The sequence below is a fragment of the Clostridioides sp. ES-S-0190-01 genome (genome assembly GCF_020658275.1).
Lineage (GTDB): Bacteria > Bacillota > Clostridia > Peptostreptococcales > Peptostreptococcaceae > Clostridioides.
This window is the reverse complement of sequence record NZ_JACVWA010000012.1, coordinates 374,746-394,572: the sequence shown is the minus strand read 5'-3', so window position 1 is coordinate 394,572 and position 19,827 is coordinate 374,746. Positions and strand designations below refer to the sequence as shown.

Genomic DNA, 19,827 nt, shown 5'->3' with positions numbered 1-19,827 from the left:
GAACAGCAGTCCCAGCTGTACAAAATGATTTAGATAATGTAAGTGTGTTAGTTAAGGCAGGAGCAGTATCTGAAACAACTGCTACAGATTCAGCAAAAAATACAACATTTGAAGTTAAAAAATATGTCGTAGCTCCAATATCAACAATAGGAAAAATATCTTCTGGATTATCAAGTTTATTTAATATATTGAGATAAATAATTAAATATAAGTAAAAAATAGTTTCAAAAAATGTAAATCTTCTTGTATATATTAATATTGGCTGTAGGATTTTTAAAATAATTTTCTTACAGCCTTTTAATATACAAGATTAGTAAATCTTAAGTAAATATTTAAATAAAAGTATTTATAAATATTTATACCTAAAAGTAAGATAAGTATAAAAATTAAAATATTGTATTGTAATTTTGAATCTTAAATAAAATTTGTGACCTTATAGTATTTTAAAACTTCACATAATTTTCACATGAATTCTCTATTAAATTCACACACAAGAGTTATTATATAAACATAGAAGATAGTAAAAACTAGCTTAAAAACATAATATAATACCCTATATAGATAGTGGCAACTCTCCCTCACATCCTCAATTGTTGCCACTATTTTAATTTTTTTGTAAAAACACAACAACAAAAAACTCCACCATACAGTGGAGCTCTTTCAACTTTCATTCAATCTCTTAACTTTTATCTAAGCACTAAGCCTTAAAACAAACAGAATTTTTACCTTCAAGCTCTCTATTTATCTTAGCAACCTTAATCTTAATCTTGTCCTTCAAAGGGATACACCCTATATTGCTTTCACTTCTCACATTAACACTTCCAACAAACTTACCAGAATCATTATAATACTTTGCAACACCAACAATATCTCCCTTATTGATAGGATAACTCATGCTCTTAAACACTATCTTAGGATTGATATTCTCATTATCTGAAACAACACCATATAAATCTTTATCTACTTTAACCTTTATCTTAAAATCATCAATACCATCGATACAAGGAGTTTCTATAGTATCTCCCTTATGAGCTATCTTCTTAGAATGGAAATTATCTTTACCATACTTCAATAAACTAGCAGAAGAAGAAATTCTACTCTTCTTATTACCATCACCAAGCACAACACCTATTAATCTATGATTTCTTTCATTTTTAGCATCTTTAGGAACCATCATAGAAAATGCAAAACAATATCCAGCATTATCTGTATAACCTGTCTTTATTCCATCTACACCAGGAACTGAAACAAGTAGAGGATTTGTATTGTAGTGTGTAAAATCCTTTTTAGTATCATTATAAACTTGCATAGTAGTTATTCTAGTAACCTGACTTTCATAATGGTCATACATATACTTTCCAAGAGTAACTATATCATGAGCTGTTGATATGTTTTCTATAGGAGGCTCTTTACGTTCTGGGTCAGTATATCTAGGAAGACCATTTGGATTAAAATAATACGTATCATGCATTCCTATTTCTTCAGCTTTCTTATTCATCATATCTACAAAACTCTTTTCATCTTTACCAATGTATTTTGCTATGGCCATAGCTGCATCATTTCCAGAAACAAGCATAAGACCCTGCATAAGCTCTCCTAGAGGTATTTCATCTCCATCTTTAAGCTTACAAGTAGAACCTCCAACAGAAGCTGTAGACTTGTCTATTTTTACTATATCAGTTTCTTTAACTTGATTCTTATCTACTGCCTCTATTGCAAGTAAAAATGTCATCATCTTACTTAAGCTAGCTAGAGGCATTTTTTCGTCGCTATTTTTTTCAAATAATATTCTTCTAGTATCTTGGTCTATAAGCAATGCCGCCCTTGACGAATTTGGGACTGGTGGATTATCTGCAAATGAGAATCCAGGTGTTATAAATGTAAAAATTAATGCAAGTATTGCTAAGTATTTTATTTTTCTTTTCAAAATTTCATCCTCCATTTCATATACTAATTATGTGCGCAAGATAGGAACTATCAGTTTTATTTATTTAGATATTCATTAATCATATCTATTATATAAGCAATTTCCTCATCTGGTATCGAAATATTAAAGTAAGCTTCAGTTGTTTTAAAAGCTTCTCGTATTAATTCATATAATTTATAATTTTTACCAATTAAATCAGTAATGTTATTATATGGAAAAGTTGTATTTTTAAAACATCTTTCTATCATAAAAGAGCAGTGTAATATATATCCAAGTTTAAATTTACTCTTAAGGTCTTTGTCTATTAACTCTATTATTGAAAATAATGATGAATTAACATAGTTGAATAATTTAACTGAGTCCAATAATTCTAAGTTCTGAGACATAAAGTTTATTATTAAGCTGTTATATGATAGATTTGTTTCCTTTATATTAGTAATAATGTTGGCATTGAATGTACCTTCTATTATCTTGTTTAACATATCAAGCCCATATCCATTTAGAAGTTCTTCTATGTGTATAAATGGAGTGTTAGCAACATTAAAGTCTACACTACCAACAACTGCTAAAATTTTAGTATTACTAAATTTATTCCTATACATTTTAAAACTCTCTATATTATGAGGAACTAAGTTAATATTGTATTTATTAATATTTTTAAGTGAAGAATTTATAAAGTCTGCAACTTTCATAGCTGAACCATAACCTGTTATACAAGTAGTTATTATAACATAATCTCTTGATTTTTCAGGGTAATCTATTTCTGATGAGTCAATTGCAGCTCGTCCAATATATGGATTTAAAGAGCTTAAAGAGTTAGCTAACTCATCTAAGGTCATTTCCGGTAGAGTACTTTTTCTTACTGCTTCCAAAACTATTGGAGTAGACACCATTTCAATAGAGCGTGTTTTAATCTTTGTCTTTTCTGAAATAAGTTCTCCAAAAGCTATGAGAGAGCCCATATCTGTTAAAAGGAGTACTCCCTTACCTTTATCACATTCTTTTACCAATTCTATAGCTTTGTCAAGTATAGTACTTACTTTCACATCCAAAGGCATATCAATTGCATTACAATGGTTTGTACCAAGTAGTGAATTGGCTACATCACACATACTGCTAGCTGTTGAATTTCCATGAGCAAGTATTATAACTCCAATACTTTCAGTGTGATTATTAGGCTCAAGGTATGTACTATTTAGAAACATAGATATAAATTTTACTTCATCTTTGGGTAAAGATATCTGTAGGTCATTTTCAATTATACTTAAAACTATTTTAGCTATATTTAAATCTTTCTCTAAGAAAATTTTATCATTATATAGATTGTACTTAGGATTATATGTATCCTGGTTTATATTTTCTATTAGAGCACTTATATGCATTGAAAGAGCAACATAAGTCTGTTTTGTATATTTATTTCTAGATATTTTTTCAGCTTCTTTTAAAGAGTGTTCAACAGCATAGTAAATCTTTGGGTTGATTACTTTAAAAATCTCATTACTTGTATAATCAGAATGAGTCACTGATGATACTGAAAGTAATTTTGTAGAGTATTTCTCCATATAATTTATAAACATACTCCTTATATCATTTTCTAGATAAGGAATCTCTGTAGAGTATCTAAATCCATTGTTTGATGTATCTATATTGTATTTAGATAGTTCTTTTGTATACTCAACTTCTAAGTTATTACCATTGAATTCATAAAAAAGCATATAATCAAGTTCTGATAATTTGTTTAAATTACTGCGATTTTCATTCAACTTTAAAAGACCAGTGTAAATATAGTCAGGAACAAGAGACAAGTCTATTTCTATGTTATCTTTTAATTCAGTCTTATAATTTAAAAATGCTCTTGCACTCATAAGTTGTATATCAGACTTAAGTTGACCTATATTACCAAAACAGTCATAAAGTAGTAATGATTTAATTACATCTTTATGAACTCTTATAGTTGCATTAGTATATTTAGATTCTATAATGAAGAAATACTTAATGAGAGATAATCTTTCTTTTAAGGACCTATCCTGTAAAGCAGGTAGGTTAATTGTAACAGGAATTCTTCTTAGAAAAGTTCCAAGTAAGGAAGACTGTATATCTTCTGTTGTAGCACACACAATAAAGACTGTAGCGCTGTGTACGACATCAGATTCTCCTAATCGTCTGTATATACCTTTATCCATCAAAAGAAAAAGCATCTCTTGACCTTCTGGGGGTAATCTGTGTATTTCGTCTAAAAACAATATACCACCATTAGCCTGTGCAACTATCCCAAATTTATCCTTGTTAGCACCAGTAAAAGAACCTTTAACATAACCAAATAAATTACTAAGAAGTAAGTTAGCATTTTCTGCGTATTCAGCACAATTAAATACTACAAATTTACTTTCAGAAGAAAAGACTTTGCTTTCTATAGCATATTTGTACATTGTTTCAGCAAATGTACTTTTTCCAACACCAGTAGGCCCTATAAGTAATGTATTAAGACCTTTTGGAGGGTAAAGTATGGCAGATTTAGCTTTTTCTATAGCTAATTTAAGGCTAGAATCATATCCAAGTAATGTTGAGAAGATATCCTCTGAATCATTTTTAGTTGATTTAAATAGTTCATTACAATTGCTTATAGAATATTCTGAGCTATTTAAAGTACGACCAATCAAATTTTCAATAATACCAGCATGTAAAAATAAAATAGGTTTACCAGATATTTTTACAACTTTCTTTTCATTGTATAGATTATTTAATTCTTTACTAGTATTACTTCTATCAAGAGATGAATTGTTAGCAACTTCAAGAGTAGTAAATCCTGTTTTCTCTGATTGTAGGTCTTTTAAAGTTATATTATTACATAACTTATGTAGTGATAATAAAACTTTATCTTTTCTTAACATATAGTACTCCCTTTCTTTATATTTAAGTTATATAAAATATATTATAATATATATTTTATATTAAAATAAGGTTTATAGTGGATATTTTGTATTTTACTTTTTAATATGTTGTTTTGTGTAGTAGTTGGTGTTAAAATAATAGTTGCATTATATGAGATATGGATTTTTATGGATTTACATAAGGCATTATGTTGTTATATTAGATAAGTATAAACTTTGTAATGTATGTAGCACTTTTATTTAATGTTCATATAAATATAAAAACTAATTATTTAAATAAACATAAAAATTAATTATTATCTTATGAGCAATTTGCAAGTGTACAGATTTAAAATTATAGTTATTGTAAATCATAAATTATAGTAGATTTTAAAGTATTCAATGAAGAATTAATAAAATGAATACTAGGTGGAGAGATAATTTTTTATTGAAACAAAAATAATGAAAAGAAAAATAAGCTTATAAAATTTAAAGAGGTTATATATCAATGGTTGAAAGTGTCTATGAAATATTAATTCAGCCATTTTATGGTGTAAATAACTTTATAATTTATTTTTGACAAGCATAAAAAACAAATTTTTTCATAAAATCTAAATATTGGATATTAATTATTTAAACTAGTTTAAATAATTAATATATTGTAATAAAATATGAATAATATTATAAAAGAATGGGAGATATGTTTTGTGGATATAGATAGAATTTTAAATTTTTCCTCAAATGCAGGTAAAGCTATGTTGCAGAGTGGAGGAGAAACTTATAGAGTTGAAGAAACGATAAGTAGAATATGCCAATCTTTTGGTATAGAGCATGTAGATGTATTTGCAACTCCAACAGCTGTAATGGCATCTGTTTTTGTAGATGGAAAACTACACTCAGCAATTAAAAGAATAAGTTCAAGAAGGGTAGACCTAAACTTAGTTCATGAAGTTAACTCATTATCAAGAGCAATCAGTATAAATGATTTAGATATTGAGTTATGTGAGAGGATTTTAGATGAGATAAGTGAAGACAATTATTATTCAGATATAGTAACAATAATTTTTGCAGGTATTGCAGCAGCAACTTTTTCTATATTATTTGGAGGAGATTTAAAAGAATTTATAGCTGCGTTTATGGTGGGAATAATGACTAAATTTGTTATTATGTACTTAAATAAGTCTTCACTAAACGATTTTTTTGTAAATGCAATAGGAGCAGTTGTCATAGCTTTTTGTTCCATTGTGATTCTAAAGCTTGGATTTATAAAGACTATGGACCATTTAATAGCAGGAGCAATAATGCTTTTGGTTCCAGGGCTTGCTTTAACTAATGCGTTAAGAGACTTGTTAGATGGTCAATTGATATCTGGTCTTGCAAAGTTGGCAGAAGTATTTTTTGTAGGTGTATCCATAGCAGTAGGAATGTTTTTGGTACTAGGATTATACTTCAAGTTAGGGGGTATATAAATGAAATTGTTTATAGAAGTAGTAGCAGCTTTTTTTACAGCCTTAAGTTTTGGAATTCTATTTAATATGAAGGGAAAAAACTTGATAATATCAGGTGTCGGTGGAAGTATAGCATGGTTTTCATATAAGTTTTGTTTGAATATGGGTGTATCAGTAAATTTGTGCTTTTTTATAGCTACAGTATGTTTTGCAATATATTGTGAATTATGTGCTAGGATTTATATGACTCCATCTACAACTTTAAGTGTCTGTTGTCTTATAATCCTAGTACCAGGTTATGGAATATATAACACTATGTATTCTGTTTTAACTAATGACTATATTAAGGCAGTAGAGTATGGGGTAAGTACATTATCTTGTGCAAGTTCGATTGCATTGGGGTTAGTATTTATAACCACAGTATTTAGGAAAGTTAATCTATATGGAATAGTTTCAAAGATAAAAAATAATGAAAAATATAAGAAGAGCATAAATAAAATTAAACCACAGAAATAGAAAAAATTGACTTTTATGCCAAAGGATGATAATATAATAACATAAAATAGAATAAGAATATCTTTTATTAAATTAGATATTCTTATTGTCATAATATTAGTCACGGTTTTTTATTTCAACAAACCGACAACTTGAATCACAGATGTAAGTTTTAGAACTTGTTTTGTATTAACAAATTTGTATTAATGTAGAAACCTTAATTCTAAATTAAAAGGGGGAAGATTCACAATGGAGAAGCTGTCAGAGAAGAGGAGAGTCAAGGCAGTAAGTATGGAAACCTTCGTATTTATTGTACTTTTGGCGGTAGGATTTGGCTATGTAGGCAGTATCATGGGTGCAGGAATGATGTTCAAAGTAATAATGAGTACAGCACATGCACTTTTACTAGAAACAGTATTTTTGATAATGGCAATGGCAGTCCTTGCAGGTGCACTTAGTGCATTACTTTCAGAATTTGGAGTAATATCTTTAGTAAATAAGATATTTAAGGGCCTTATGAGACCTATATGGGGCTTACCTGGTGCTAGTATAGCAGGAGTAGTGGCAACTTATTTATCTGATAACCCAGCTATTATACCATTCGCTAAAGACAAAACATTTACACAATACTTTAAAAAATACCAAATACCTGCTTTATGTAACTTAGGAACAGCTTTTGGTATGGGACTTATTGTAACAACTTTCATGATAGCTCAAGGTAAAGAATATGTATTACCAGCTATAATTGGTAACGTTGGAGCAATAATAGGTAGTATTATTAGTGTTAGAATTATGTTGACTTTTACTAAAAAGTATTATAATTATGACCCTAAAATTGATAATGACAAACAAGCAAATGGAAAAGGTGAAAAGATTGAAGAGTTTAGAGAAATAAGAGATGGTAATGTATTCCAAAGAGGATTGGATGCTATACTTGAAGGTGGTAAGCTAGGTGTTGAAATGGGTATGGCTATAATACCAGGAGTTTTAGTAGTTTGTACATTAGTTATGTTATTAACTTTTGGACCATCTACAGACCCTGCTACAGGTCAAGCTGTTTACACAGGAGCTGCATATGAAGGTATAAAATTATTACCTGCTATTGGTGACAAAATCAGTTTTATAATAGAACCATTATTTGGATTTACTTCACCAGAAGCAATAGCATTCCCTGTAACTGCATTAGGTGCTGTTGGGGCAGCAATATCTCTAGTGCCAGAATTTATAAAATCAGGTGCTGTAACTCCTAATGATATAGCAGTATTTACAGCAATGGGTATGTGTTGGAGTGGATATTTAAGTACACACATTGGTATGATGGATGCTTTAGATGCAAGACCATTAGCTGGTAAAGCGATTCTTTCGCATACAATAGGTGGTTTATGTGCAGGTGTATGTGCCCACTTTATATTTATGCTTGTTGGATAGGAATGTTTTAAAAATCAAATATTAAGATATTATAATTTATTAGATTGAATCAAATTAACAATTTAAATATGTAAAAATTAAATTAGTGATTTAAATATATAAAGGTGCTGTTTTGAAATAGAGATTTATTTTCATTTTAAGACAGCACCTTTTAGTAATTTGAAGGTATTAATTAAATGTATTGATTGAATTTATTATGATAAAATTGTATTATATACATTAGAGTCAATTTAAACAGTAACAGTAAGGAGGAATTGCAGTAAATGAAAAAAGAACGACTACATCATGAAGACTTAAAAGAGTATGATTATGATGAAGATGACTATCTCAGTAAGAAAATAATTATTAAGGACTTTATAAAAACTATATTGGTTATGATAATTGCTACTGGAATATCAGTAGCTTTTAAAAAAGTAGGTTTTAATGAATCTAATATTATTTTAGTGTATATATTAGGTGTATTATTTGCTACAAGTATAACACATGGGTATTTTTTTGGAATACTTTCTTCAGTAATAGGAGTGCTATCATTTAATTTTTTCTTTACACACCCATTATATACTTTTATAGCTTATAGAAAAGATTATCCAATGACCTTTTGTATTATGCTTTTGGCAGCAATTATAACAAGCACTTTAACTTCTAGAATAAAAAAAGAAGTAAGACTTTCTCATAAAAGAGAGAAAATGATAAGGTTGCTTTATGAAAATAATAAAACACTTCTTAAAGCAAAAAATAAAAATCAAATAATTGAATTTTGTGGGTCTAATTTGGTGAACATGTTAAATAGAACTGTTATAGTAACTATTGCAGATGGTGATAATAATCTAGGTAAGCCAAGTATTTATATTTGTAATAATGATGGAAGTGAGAATATATTCCACTCAGTATTAGAAAAGGAAGCTATAAAAGAGGCTTTTAGAACAGGTGAACCAGTTGGGATTGGAACAAAATATTGTAAAAATAGTAGTGCTTACTATTTTCCTATAAAAGGTCAAGAATCCAATGTTCTTGGTGTTATAGGTATTGCATGTTTTAAAATTGATATTATTACGGAAAATGAAAAGATATTGTTAGAAGCAGTTTCAACACAGGTTGCATTAGCAATTGATAGAGAAAACCTATTTGAAAAGAATAAAAAAGCTAATCTTGAAACAGAACGAGAGAGATTAAGAGGAAACTTACTTAGATCAATTTCTCATGATTTGAGAACTCCACTTACAAGTATACTAGGTTCTTCTTCAACTATACTTGAAAATGATGACATAATAGATAAAGAAACTAGAGTAGAGCTACTAAAAAATATATATGAAGATACAAGTTGGTTAACACACTCTGTTGAGAATATACTTAGCATGACCAGAATAGATGAAGGAAAATTGGATATTGAAAAACGTCCAGAGGTTGTAGATGAAATAATTGCGGAATCTATATTAAGAGTTAAAAAATTTGCCAATAGTAGAGAGATACAAACCAATATACCAGATGAAATAATAATAGTTCATGTGGATGTATTATTGATAGAGCAAGTTTTAGTAAACTTAATTGACAATGCTATAAGACATACACCTAAAAATTCTAAGATAGAATTAACTGTAAGCAAAGAAGCCGAAAATGTATTATTTGAAGTGGCAGACAACGGAAAAGGAATACCAAGTGAAGATATTAAGAATATATTCAATAGATTTTATACAAAGAATAAAGCAAGAAATCTTGAAAGAAGAGGGATTGGTCTTGGTTTAGAAATATGTAAGTCTATAGTACAAGCTCATGGTGGAGAAATTATTGCTTTCAATAATCCTTCTGGAGGAGCTACATTTAGATTCAGTATACCTTTAGATAAAGGGGAGGTGAAAGACGAATGGAAGTAAAGCCGTTGGTTTTAATTGTAGAAGACGATAGACCAATTTGTAAATTTATAAAAGTGTCTCTGGAAACTCAAAACTATAGATGTGTAGAAACTGACAATGGAGGCACAGCTATATCACTTATACATTCTCTTGACCCAGATTTAATAATTTTAGATTTAGGTTTACCAGATATTGATGGAATTGAGGTAATAGGTAGAGTTAGGGCTTGTGCTAAAAATAATAAAATAATTGTTGTTTCAGCAAGGGAGCATGAAAGAGATAAAGTTGAGGCTTTAGATGGCGGAGCAGATGATTATTTAACTAAACCTTTTAGTGTAACAGAACTTTTGGCTAGAGTGCGTGTGGCCCTTAGAAATAAAGTTCAACAAGGTAAGATAAATAGTGACGTTCCTACCACCTTTGAGGTTAAAAATCTAAAGATAGATTATGAAAAGCATCTTGTATCTATTAATGGTGAGGAGATACACTTAACTCCAATTGAATATAAACTTGTTGAATTAATGTCTAAGTATTCAGGGAGAGTTTTAACACATAAATTTATAATAGATAAGGTCTGGGGTAATTACTATGAAAGTGAAAACCAATCCCTTAGAGTTTTTATGGCAAGTATAAGACGAAAAATTGAAAAAAATCCTGCTCAACCAGAGTATATTTTAACTGAAGTTGGAGTAGGATATCGCATGACAGATGAATAAGTATCAAATTAAAAGTATTAGTTAATCTAAACTAGTAATATTTTAACTAAATATAAATAGCCATGTATTTTATAATAAGTAGGAGGAAAGCCAGCCTATTAATATTATATTTGCATGGCGATTTTTAATACAAAAACTATATTTTAATAAAGACTATATTTTTATTTAAATAAAATATATTTCAAATTGAGCTTTAGTTAATTTGATATTTCTTTTTTATAAATAATTTTTATATATAAAATATTTTACTTATTAATAAATATTTTTTAATATAAAAAAGTTACTATTTTTATCTTTTTATAATGGTCTTTATGATATTATTAATATAACTATAATAACAACACTGTAATTCATTGTAGAATGTACTTTTTTAGCAATGAGAACTTATGTCTTTTTAAATGGGTAAAGCAGTTTGATTTTTCATAATATAAATATTTATTTAATAGTTATGTAAATATTTATACTATATATTGAATGAAGATATGAGTATAAAATATAATTTTTATAATGTAAAACTTGCTTAGAACTAAGTTAAGGTATGAATAACAAGAATTATATGAAGATTAAAAAAATAGTATGTACAGCAAAAGATATTTATGATAATTTAAGTTTTAGAGAGCCTCAATGAGTAATATGATAATGAGCTCTATTTGTCAAAAAAGATGATGCTATTGTATTCTTTTTTTTTATAAAAAAGTACAATAGCATCATCAAAGGTACATCAAAACTTGACATAGTTTCAAGAATTTAAAAAATTGAATAAAAGGAGTTATACATAAATGAGTGTGAGAAACTTAGTAGATGAATTAGATGAAATTATATATGTTTCCTCCTTGGATACATATGAACTTTTATATATTAATAAAAATGGGAAAAGGCTATTAGGGCTTGATGATATTTCTCATAGAAAATGTTATGAAGCATTACAAGGAAGAGATTCTCCTTGTGAATTTTGTACTAACTCTTTTTTGAAAGATGATGAATATTACATATGGGAAAATACAAACACTGAAATAGACAGACATTTTATATTAAAAGATAAATTAATTGAGTGGGAAGGCAGAGCTGCACGACTGGAAATAGCTCTTGATATTACTGATAAGGAAAATATAAGTAAGTCGATAGAAGAAAAATTAGAAATAAAAGAATTACTAGTTGGGTGTATTAAACATCTTATAACAGAAACTAATTTTTCAGATGCTATAAATCTTGTATTAGGCAGTATTGGGAAATTTCATAAGGCTGATAGAGCATATATTTTTGAAGTGTCAGCAGATGGTAAAAAGATAAATAATACATATGAATGGTGTAATCAAGGGGTTGAGGGACAAAAACAATTCCTTGAAGATATTGATATTGAATCACTAAAAAATTGGTTTTTATTATTTCATGAAAAAGGTTTTATAATAGTAGATAATATAGAAAGTTTAAAAGAAACACAACCAATTGAGTATGAAATTTTAAAACCTCAAAATATTGAAAGTTTAATAGCATCTTCATTAAAGCAAGATGATAAAATTATTGGATTTATTGGAGTTGACAATCCACAGAGAGCTGTTAAGGACACATCTCTTTTGACTTCTCTATCTTATTTTTTATTGACTGAAATGAAAAAGAGAGAAGTAGAAAATAAATTGAATCATATGAGCTATTATGACTTTTTGACTGGGGTTTACAATAGAAATAAATATATTAAATACATAGATAATTTTTACAGCAATAAAGCTAAATCTATGGGGGTTGTGTTTATAGATATAAATGGATTAAAAGATATCAATGATAACTTTGGACATGCTAGTGGCGATTCTGCTATTGTATCAACCTGTGTAATTATAAAAAAATACTTTCATTCCTATAATATTTATCGTATTGGTGGAGATGAGTTTGTTGTGTTATGTGAGGAAATTTCAAAACAACTATTTGAAGAAAAGGTTACTTGGTTAAGTGAGGAGTTTAAAGATACTAGGGTATATAGTGTAGCAATAGGAAGCACTTGGAGTGAAGATAATATAAATATACATATGTTGACTAAAATTGCTGACGAGAGAATGTACCAAGATAAGCAAAGATATTATGAAAAAAATAAATTAAGGACCAATAAATTAGAGGAGATAAGCAATTTAAATGATTCAGAAAAAAGAATTTTATCTACATATGAAGATTTAGAGACTAAAGAATCTTTTGACAGTATAACAAGTGATGGATATTCCAAAACTTATGAAAAATTAGTTTATAATACATATGATATTATCTTAGATATTTGCTTAGAGAAAAACTTAATTACTCCAATCTATCAATCAGAAAACAATATTTTTAAAATTTCTGTAAAAGAGAACATACAAAAAACATTTTTATACATTAGAAACTATATAGTTCATCCTGATGATAGAGCTATATTTTACTCCAATCTTTATTCAAAGTTTCTTGATGATTCAAAAAATAACAAGCAAGAGGACTTAAAGTTGAGTTTTGAATGTAGATGTTTAGGAGAGGATAAAAGGTACTATTGGGCATCTATGTGTATCCTAAATGTCATCAGTAAAAATAAATTTGGTGAAAATCAGACGCATATTTTGCTTTCTATTAAAAATATAGACCATATTATGCAAATACGTAAAAGGCAAAGAGATATATTGACAGGGCTATATAATTACGAAGGCTTCTGTCAACAAGCAAACTTATTACTCAAAAAACATCCTAATAAACATTATGTTGCTATAATGATGGATATAGATAAGTTCAAGGTAATTAATGATATTTATGGTATTCAAGAGGGAGATAGGGCATTAATATATATTGCAGAACTGATTAAAAAAAATATTACTTCTAAGGGAATCTGTTGTCGTATGTATGCAGATGTGTTTTGCATTTTTTATGAGTGTTATCATGATAAAGAGGTAGATAAATTAATTTATAAGATTACAAAAAATTTAAGTATAAAGCAATTTGAATATATGTTAGTACCATGCTTTGGAATTTATAGGATTTTGGATAATAATATATCAGTTACAAATGCCTGTGAAATGGCAGGATATGCACATAAAAATGTAAAGAAGCAAAGTATAAGTCATCATATGTTTTACGATGAAGCTATGAGGAATGATGCAATTGAAGAAAAACAGATGGAAAGAGAAATGGAGTATGCATTGGAAAATGGACAGTTTCATGTATACTTACAACCTAAGTATAATCTTGAAATAAATGAAATTGTAGGAGCAGAGGCCTTGGTTAGATGGATACATCCAGAAAAAGGTATAATACCTCCAAATAAATTTATATCACTATTTGAGAAGAATGGGTTTATTATTAAACTAGACATGTATATATGGGAGCAAGTATGTACTTTGATAAGAAAATGGATAGACTTAGGTCAGAAGCCAATACCGATTTCTGTAAATGTATCAAGATTACATTTGTATAATCCTCAATTTAGATATATTGTTTTAGGTCTAATAAATAAATATAATATACCAAAATCATTTTTGGAATTAGAACTTACAGAAAGCTTATTTATTAAAAATATAAAGCTATTTGCCAAGATAATAGCAGAGCTTAGAACAGATGGTATTATATTAAATATGGATGACTTTGGCTCGGCATATTCTTCATTAAATATGCTAAAAAATATAAATATTGATACATTAAAGATAGATTGTGGATTTTTCAATGAAAAAGAAATTACAGAAAGAGAAAAAATTGTTTTAAAGCATACTATAGCCATGGCTAAGGACCTAGAAATGGATGTAGTTGCAGAAGGTGTAGAAACAAAAGAGCAAGCAGAATTTTTAGCTAGTTTGAATTGTGTTGTAATTCAGGGATATTACTATTGTAAGCCTATTCCAAGTCTAGATTTTGAAAGTTTACTTTATAATCATCAAGATAGTAAACTAATAACTACTTAAAATAATATACTTTATTTAAATGTAATATATTCTGTGATAGGTTGTCTAAATTAAATGTAAGATAGTCTGTATATATTCAGTCAATTAATAATTCAAGGTTGAAATATATACAGGCTTTATAGTATTTAAAATTTAATTTTTAAAGATTTTTATTCTAAACGCTTGTATAGAACTTCTTTACCGTAAATATAGAATGTGAGATAATAAATTAAATAAAAAATAAAAAGCAATGACATTATAATTTTTTAGTAAGTACAATATGGATGGATTAGGAGCGAAGTTTATGATAGTGGGTATTATAGGTCCTTCAGACTCTGGCTTTAAGATAAAGGAAGACTTAAAACAGATAGATAGCAATTTAGAAACTAAAATATATGTAAGAGAAAAAGTAGTAGATACGGTAGAAGTTATTTCAAAATGTGAAGATGAATGTGATGCTATTATATTTACAGGATGTGGAGTCTATGAGTTTATAAAATCTAAACATGAAATAAGTAAACCACATTCATTTGTTCCAAGAAGTGGGACAAGTATAATGAAAGCATTTTGGGCAATAAAGAGTGAAAATATAAAGCTAGATAAATTTAGTATAGATGTAGTTGATAGATATGTTGTAGAAGATGCACTTAAAGAGTTTGATATTGAAGCTACAAGTATATTTTGTAGGCCATTTTCTTTAGAAGTAGGAGAATCTGAACTTGCAAAGTGGCATATACAATTGTTTGAAGAAAATAAGACCGAGATAATGATAACTGGTTTTGGAGCAGTGTACAATGAGTTAAAGGAAAGAGGTTATCCTGTATTTCGGCTACAAGCAACTATACAATTAATCAAAGAAAGTTATGAGAAAGTGAAGAGTGAATATGCTCTAAGTAAGGCTAGATTTTCTCAAATTGCAGTAGAAATATTGAGTCTAATAGATTATAAAGAGAAGATAGAAAACTATTATTCTGATATGATAAAAAAATCAGATATGGATAAGCTTGTAGTAAACTATGCAAGAAGTATTCAAGGTTCTTTATTTTCGTTTGGAAGAAATGATTATGTGGTATTTGTTCATAAAGGTGTAGCTGATAATGAGTACAATTATGATAAATTATTTAAGTTAAAAAGAGATATAAAAGACATGGGATTTTCTCTTAGTATAGGTATTGGGACTGGAGTAACTGCATATCAAGCTGAAAATAATGCACATAAAGCATTGAGACATTCAATAGATTCAAAAGAAATTGGTATATATTTAGTAGATGAAGATGAAAATATAAGAGGTCCTTTAGCCTCAGAAAATGAATTAAATTACTCCTTAGTATTGTCTGATGAAAAAGTAATAGAAATATCTAAAAAAACTGGAATGAGTTGCGAATCAGTAGCAAAAATTATAGCTATAAGTGAAAATAGAAAAAGCAAGATTTACGATTCAAAAGAATTGGCAGAATATCTAAATGTAAGTGAAAGAAGTGCAAGGCGTATACTGAATAAAATAGTAAGTGCAAATCTAGGGAGAATATGTGCTAAAGAAACTAGTATTGGTGGAGGTAGACCAAAGAATATTACTGAGATATTGTTTTAAAATATTATATAAGATTGTATGAAGTGTCATATAAAATACTAAAACCTATGTAAATCAACTTTTTAAAATAGTACTTATAGAGTTGAAAATACATAGGTTTTTAATTATGAGAGTTAAAGAGTAGTATTGTATAAAAGTATTTATATTAGTGATAGTACTCTAATTTATCATTAATTTTTTACAATTCATCATTTAACTTAATCATATGATAAACTATTTTAGCAGTATCATATAATTCATCTATATTTACATATTCATTAACTGTGTGTACGTCATACATCCCTAAACTTAATATAGCACAATTATATCCAAGATTAGCTAGTATATTTGCATCACTACCACCACCAATTATCATTGGATTTGGAACAACACCAACTTGTCTTATTGCTTCCTCACTTAATTTAAAAACATGACTGTCTCTACTAAGTTCAAAACTTGGATAAGACATATTATGTTCAAAAGTGTAAGTAGTATTAAATTTAGATGCAGCATCTGAACAACATTTTTCCATATGATTAAGTTCATATTCTAAAGTTTCAGGGATATGAGACCTGATTTCAGCAGTCAATGTAACCTTATCAGTTACTATATTTGTAGCTCCACCACCTTCTATTTTACCTATATTTGAAGTTGTCAGAGAATCTATTCTACCTATATGCATATTACTTATAGCATGAGAGGCAACCAATATAGCATTTATACCTTTTTCAGGTTCTATACCAGCATGTGCTTTTTTACCATCAAAAGATATTTTTATAGATTCTTGTGCAGGAGCCTTATATGCTATAGAACCAATAGCTCCACCAGAATCTAAAATCACCATATCCTTGCAAGGTAAGTTATCAGGGTTAAAGTTTTTAACACCATGCATACCAGCTTCTTCACAAATTGTAAAACATAGATATATATCTCTATGTGGTATTTTTTCTGTAATAACATGTTCTAGAGCTTCTAGGATAGCAGCTATACCAGCTTTGTCATCTGCACCAAGTGTAGTAGTTCCATCACTTCTAACTACATTACCATCTAGTATTGGATTTACACCTAAACAAGGTTGAACTTGGTCCATATGAGCACATAAACAAAGAGGTCTACTTCCTTCTTCTCCTTTTATATATGCGATAACATTTCCCGTATTACCACCATATTTTTCACCAGCATCATCTATAATAGCGTCTATATTTCTTTCTTTTAGATAGTTTACTATCCACTTGGACATTTCTAATTCTTGATTAGATGGACTGTCAATCCTAACCATATCCATAAAGTTATCTATAAGTCTATTTTTACTTAACATAAATCATTTCTCCTTTTAGAAAAATTTAAATAAATTACATACTATAAGAAGGGAATATTCCAGGCCCTAATGGAATATTAAACACCATAAATAGTATCAATAGTATAGTCCATACTATCAAGAATGATATAGAGTATGGTAGCATATTAGCTATTACAGTACCCATACCAGCATCCTTATCATACTTTCTTGTAAATGCTAGTATAATAGGGAAGTATGGGAATAAGGGGCTAAGTGGATTTGTTATACAGTCACCTATACGATAAGCCATTTGTGTAAGTGCTGGATTGTATCCGACCATCATAAACATTGGTACGAATATTGGTGCAAGTATAGCCCACTTTGCAGATGCACTTCCTATAAATAAATTTATAAAGCATGATAATATAATAAATCCTATCAATAATAAAGGACCATTTATTCCTGCTGATTTCAAAAACTCTCCACCTTTTACAGCGAGTATCAAACCTAAATTACTATTTGTAAATAATTGCAAAAACTGTGAAGCAGCAAATGCTAGTATTATATATCCACCCATATCACTCATTGCACCAGCCATTATAGAGACAACATCTTTATCCTTTTTTATCTTACCTATAGTTTTTCCATATACAACACCAGGTATAAAAAAAGCTAAAGCTATTATAGGTACCATACCTTTCATAAGAGGAGCATTATTTGATAATAAATCTCCTGTTTCTGGGTCTGCTAAGAATGGTTTTTGACCAATTACACTAAGTGCTATCATAATTGCTGCATATATTAATATACTTATACCAGCTTTTTTAAGCCCTTTTTTTTCTACATCACTAAGGCTACCATCAACATCTAACTCTGCATTTCCTTCGTATTTACCAAATCTAGGAGCTACAATTTTTTCTGTTACCCAAGTTGCTAACAATATTAATACAAAAGTTGATGCTATCATAAAAAATAAGTTCATTGTTGCATTAGCTTCAAATCCAGAATCAATCATCTGAGCTGCTGGTACTGTAAAGCTTGCAGCAAGTATATCGTTAACACTTATCATGATGTTTGCTGCAAATCCTAGACAGACTGCGGCATATCCAGAAAATAAACCTATAAGTGGATGTCTTCCAACACCAAGATATACAAGTGCAGCCAATGGTGGGAATAGTATTGTACCTGCATCTGATGCAATATTTGCAAGCATACCTATAGTCATTACAACAAGAGTTACTTTTGTTTCAGGAATTTTGCTTACTGATGCCTTTATTGTTGCTGTCATAAGTCCAGTTTTATCACAAACACCAGCGCCTATCATAGTAACTAAAACTAGTCCTAAAGGTGCAAAGCCTTGAAAATTACTAACAATATTTCCTAATAAAATCTGAAGTTGTTCTACAGTTAATAAATTTACAGCAGTTATAGTTTCGCCAGTACCAGGATGAACTACTGATATACCCATAGAACCGATTATGCTAGATAGTATAAGTAAAAGTACACATAATCCTAGAAATATTGTAACTGGGTCTGGTAGCTTATTACCAACAATTTCTATTCTGTTTAATGTTCTGTCAAAAAAGTTCTTCTTTTTAACTACGTTATCATTCATAATATCCTCCCTATGTTTTTAAAATATAATATTGAAAATAAGTATTGTGGTCAAATTTATAATATAAATTATGACTGTCAATTTAAGACGTGTCCACAATGTGTCCTAAAAAAAGTATAAAATAAACTTTTTCCTATGTCAATGTAATTTTCTGAATTTTCTGGATGAGTGATGTTAATTAAATATGCTTTAAGTAGATTAATGACGAATTATATCTAAGTTATTTGTATTATATATATACTTTAAAATTAATTTTAAAACAAAACTTTATAAAAATCTAGTGGAATATTAAGTTAGTAAAAGAATAAATTAATAAAATACAAAACTTTATAACAACTCAAGTGGAGTATTTAGGTTAGAACTAAAAAATAATATGTAAGGGGATAAATTGTCATAAGGTTATATGAAAAATATAAAAAGATTAAAGAATCGTAGAGAAATAGTAAAATACACAAGTTTATATTATGATGAATATAACCTATGTAGGAGCTCTTTTTAATGACTTTTGTATATGAGAATGATATAATATATTCTAACAATAAGTAAAGAAATATTAAAATAAAATTAAAAATATTAAGTTATTTATATGTTTTTGTAAACTAGATAGTAATATTATTATATTTTTATAAAAAATATATTGGAAATATAATCAATTTATATAATTGGAAATTATTGGGTTAATTTTAATAGAAAAATGAAAAAATATGAATAATAGCTCTATATGATAGTTAAATCACTCTTTAAATTA

12 protein-coding genes are annotated in these 19,827 nt (G+C 28.3%); 8 read left to right on the top strand and 4 right to left on the bottom strand.

Annotated elements, in window-relative coordinates; all coding sequences use genetic code 11:
- Nucleotides 1-197, top strand: a 197-nt coding sequence (locus IC214_RS03385; protein WP_227866227.1) for a hypothetical protein, incomplete at its 5' end; no start/stop codon positions are given.
- 500 nt (nt 198-697) lie between these two features.
- Here the strand turns inward: IC214_RS03385 and IC214_RS03380 are convergent.
- Nucleotides 698-1,942 carry a D-alanyl-D-alanine carboxypeptidase family protein gene (locus IC214_RS03380; RefSeq protein ID WP_227433656.1) on the bottom strand — a complete coding sequence of 415 codons (1,245 nt, stop codon included), beginning with the start codon at nt 1,940-1,942 and terminating at the stop codon, nt 698-700.
- Between the two features lie 41 nt (nt 1,943-1,983).
- Complete coding sequence (locus IC214_RS03375; protein ID WP_227866226.1) at nt 1,984-4,818, bottom strand: sigma-54-dependent transcriptional regulator; 2,835 nt, start codon at nt 4,816-4,818, stop codon at nt 1,984-1,986.
- 686 nt (nt 4,819-5,504) lie between these two features.
- Here IC214_RS03375 and IC214_RS03370 point away from each other — a divergent pair.
- The 7 genes from IC214_RS03370 (at nt 5,505) to IC214_RS03340 (ending at nt 16,206) form a co-directional block, all read left to right on the top strand.
- Nucleotides 5,505-6,266, top strand: coding sequence for a threonine/serine exporter family protein (locus IC214_RS03370; RefSeq protein ID WP_227483657.1), 762 nt, complete (start codon nt 5,505-5,507; stop codon nt 6,264-6,266).
- Nucleotides 6,267-6,761, top strand: coding sequence for a threonine/serine exporter family protein (locus IC214_RS03365; RefSeq protein WP_227433653.1), 495 nt, complete (start codon nt 6,267-6,269; stop codon nt 6,759-6,761).
- 228 nt (nt 6,762-6,989) lie between these two features.
- A complete protein-coding gene (locus IC214_RS03360; protein ID WP_227433652.1) occupies nt 6,990-8,168 on the top strand; it encodes a hypothetical protein in 1,179 nt (392 codons plus the stop codon).
- A 263-nt stretch (nt 8,169-8,431) separates the two neighbouring features.
- Nucleotides 8,432-10,039 (top strand): ATP-binding protein, encoded by a 1,608-nt coding sequence (locus tag IC214_RS03355; RefSeq protein ID WP_227433651.1) that lies wholly within the window; start codon nt 8,432-8,434, stop codon nt 10,037-10,039.
- Nucleotides 10,030-10,734 carry a response regulator gene (locus IC214_RS03350; protein ID WP_227433650.1) on the top strand — a complete coding sequence of 235 codons (705 nt, stop codon included), beginning with the start codon at nt 10,030-10,032 and terminating at the stop codon, nt 10,732-10,734. Before IC214_RS03355 ends, IC214_RS03350 begins: the two co-directional genes overlap by 10 nt.
- A 779-nt stretch (nt 10,735-11,513) precedes the next feature.
- Nucleotides 11,514-14,636, top strand: a complete 3,123-nt coding sequence (locus tag IC214_RS03345) for a bifunctional diguanylate cyclase/phosphodiesterase (protein ID WP_227851390.1) — start codon at nt 11,514-11,516, stop codon at nt 14,634-14,636.
- Nucleotides 14,637-14,919: 283 nt separating this feature from the next.
- Nucleotides 14,920-16,206 (top strand): transcriptional regulator, encoded by a 1,287-nt coding sequence (locus IC214_RS03340; protein ID WP_227433648.1) that lies wholly within the window; start codon nt 14,920-14,922, stop codon nt 16,204-16,206.
- Nucleotides 16,207-16,384: 178 nt separating this feature from the next.
- Here the strand turns inward: IC214_RS03340 and IC214_RS03335 are convergent, their stop codons facing one another.
- Nucleotides 16,385-17,503 carry a M20/M25/M40 family metallo-hydrolase gene (locus IC214_RS03335; protein ID WP_227433647.1) on the bottom strand — a complete coding sequence of 373 codons (1,119 nt, stop codon included), beginning with the start codon at nt 17,501-17,503 and terminating at the stop codon, nt 16,385-16,387.
- A 34-nt stretch (nt 17,504-17,537) separates the two neighbouring features.
- Nucleotides 17,538-19,079 (bottom strand): AbgT family transporter, encoded by a 1,542-nt coding sequence (locus tag IC214_RS03330; RefSeq protein ID WP_227433646.1) that lies wholly within the window; start codon nt 19,077-19,079, stop codon nt 17,538-17,540.
- Between the last annotated feature and the right edge of the window lie 748 nt (nt 19,080-19,827).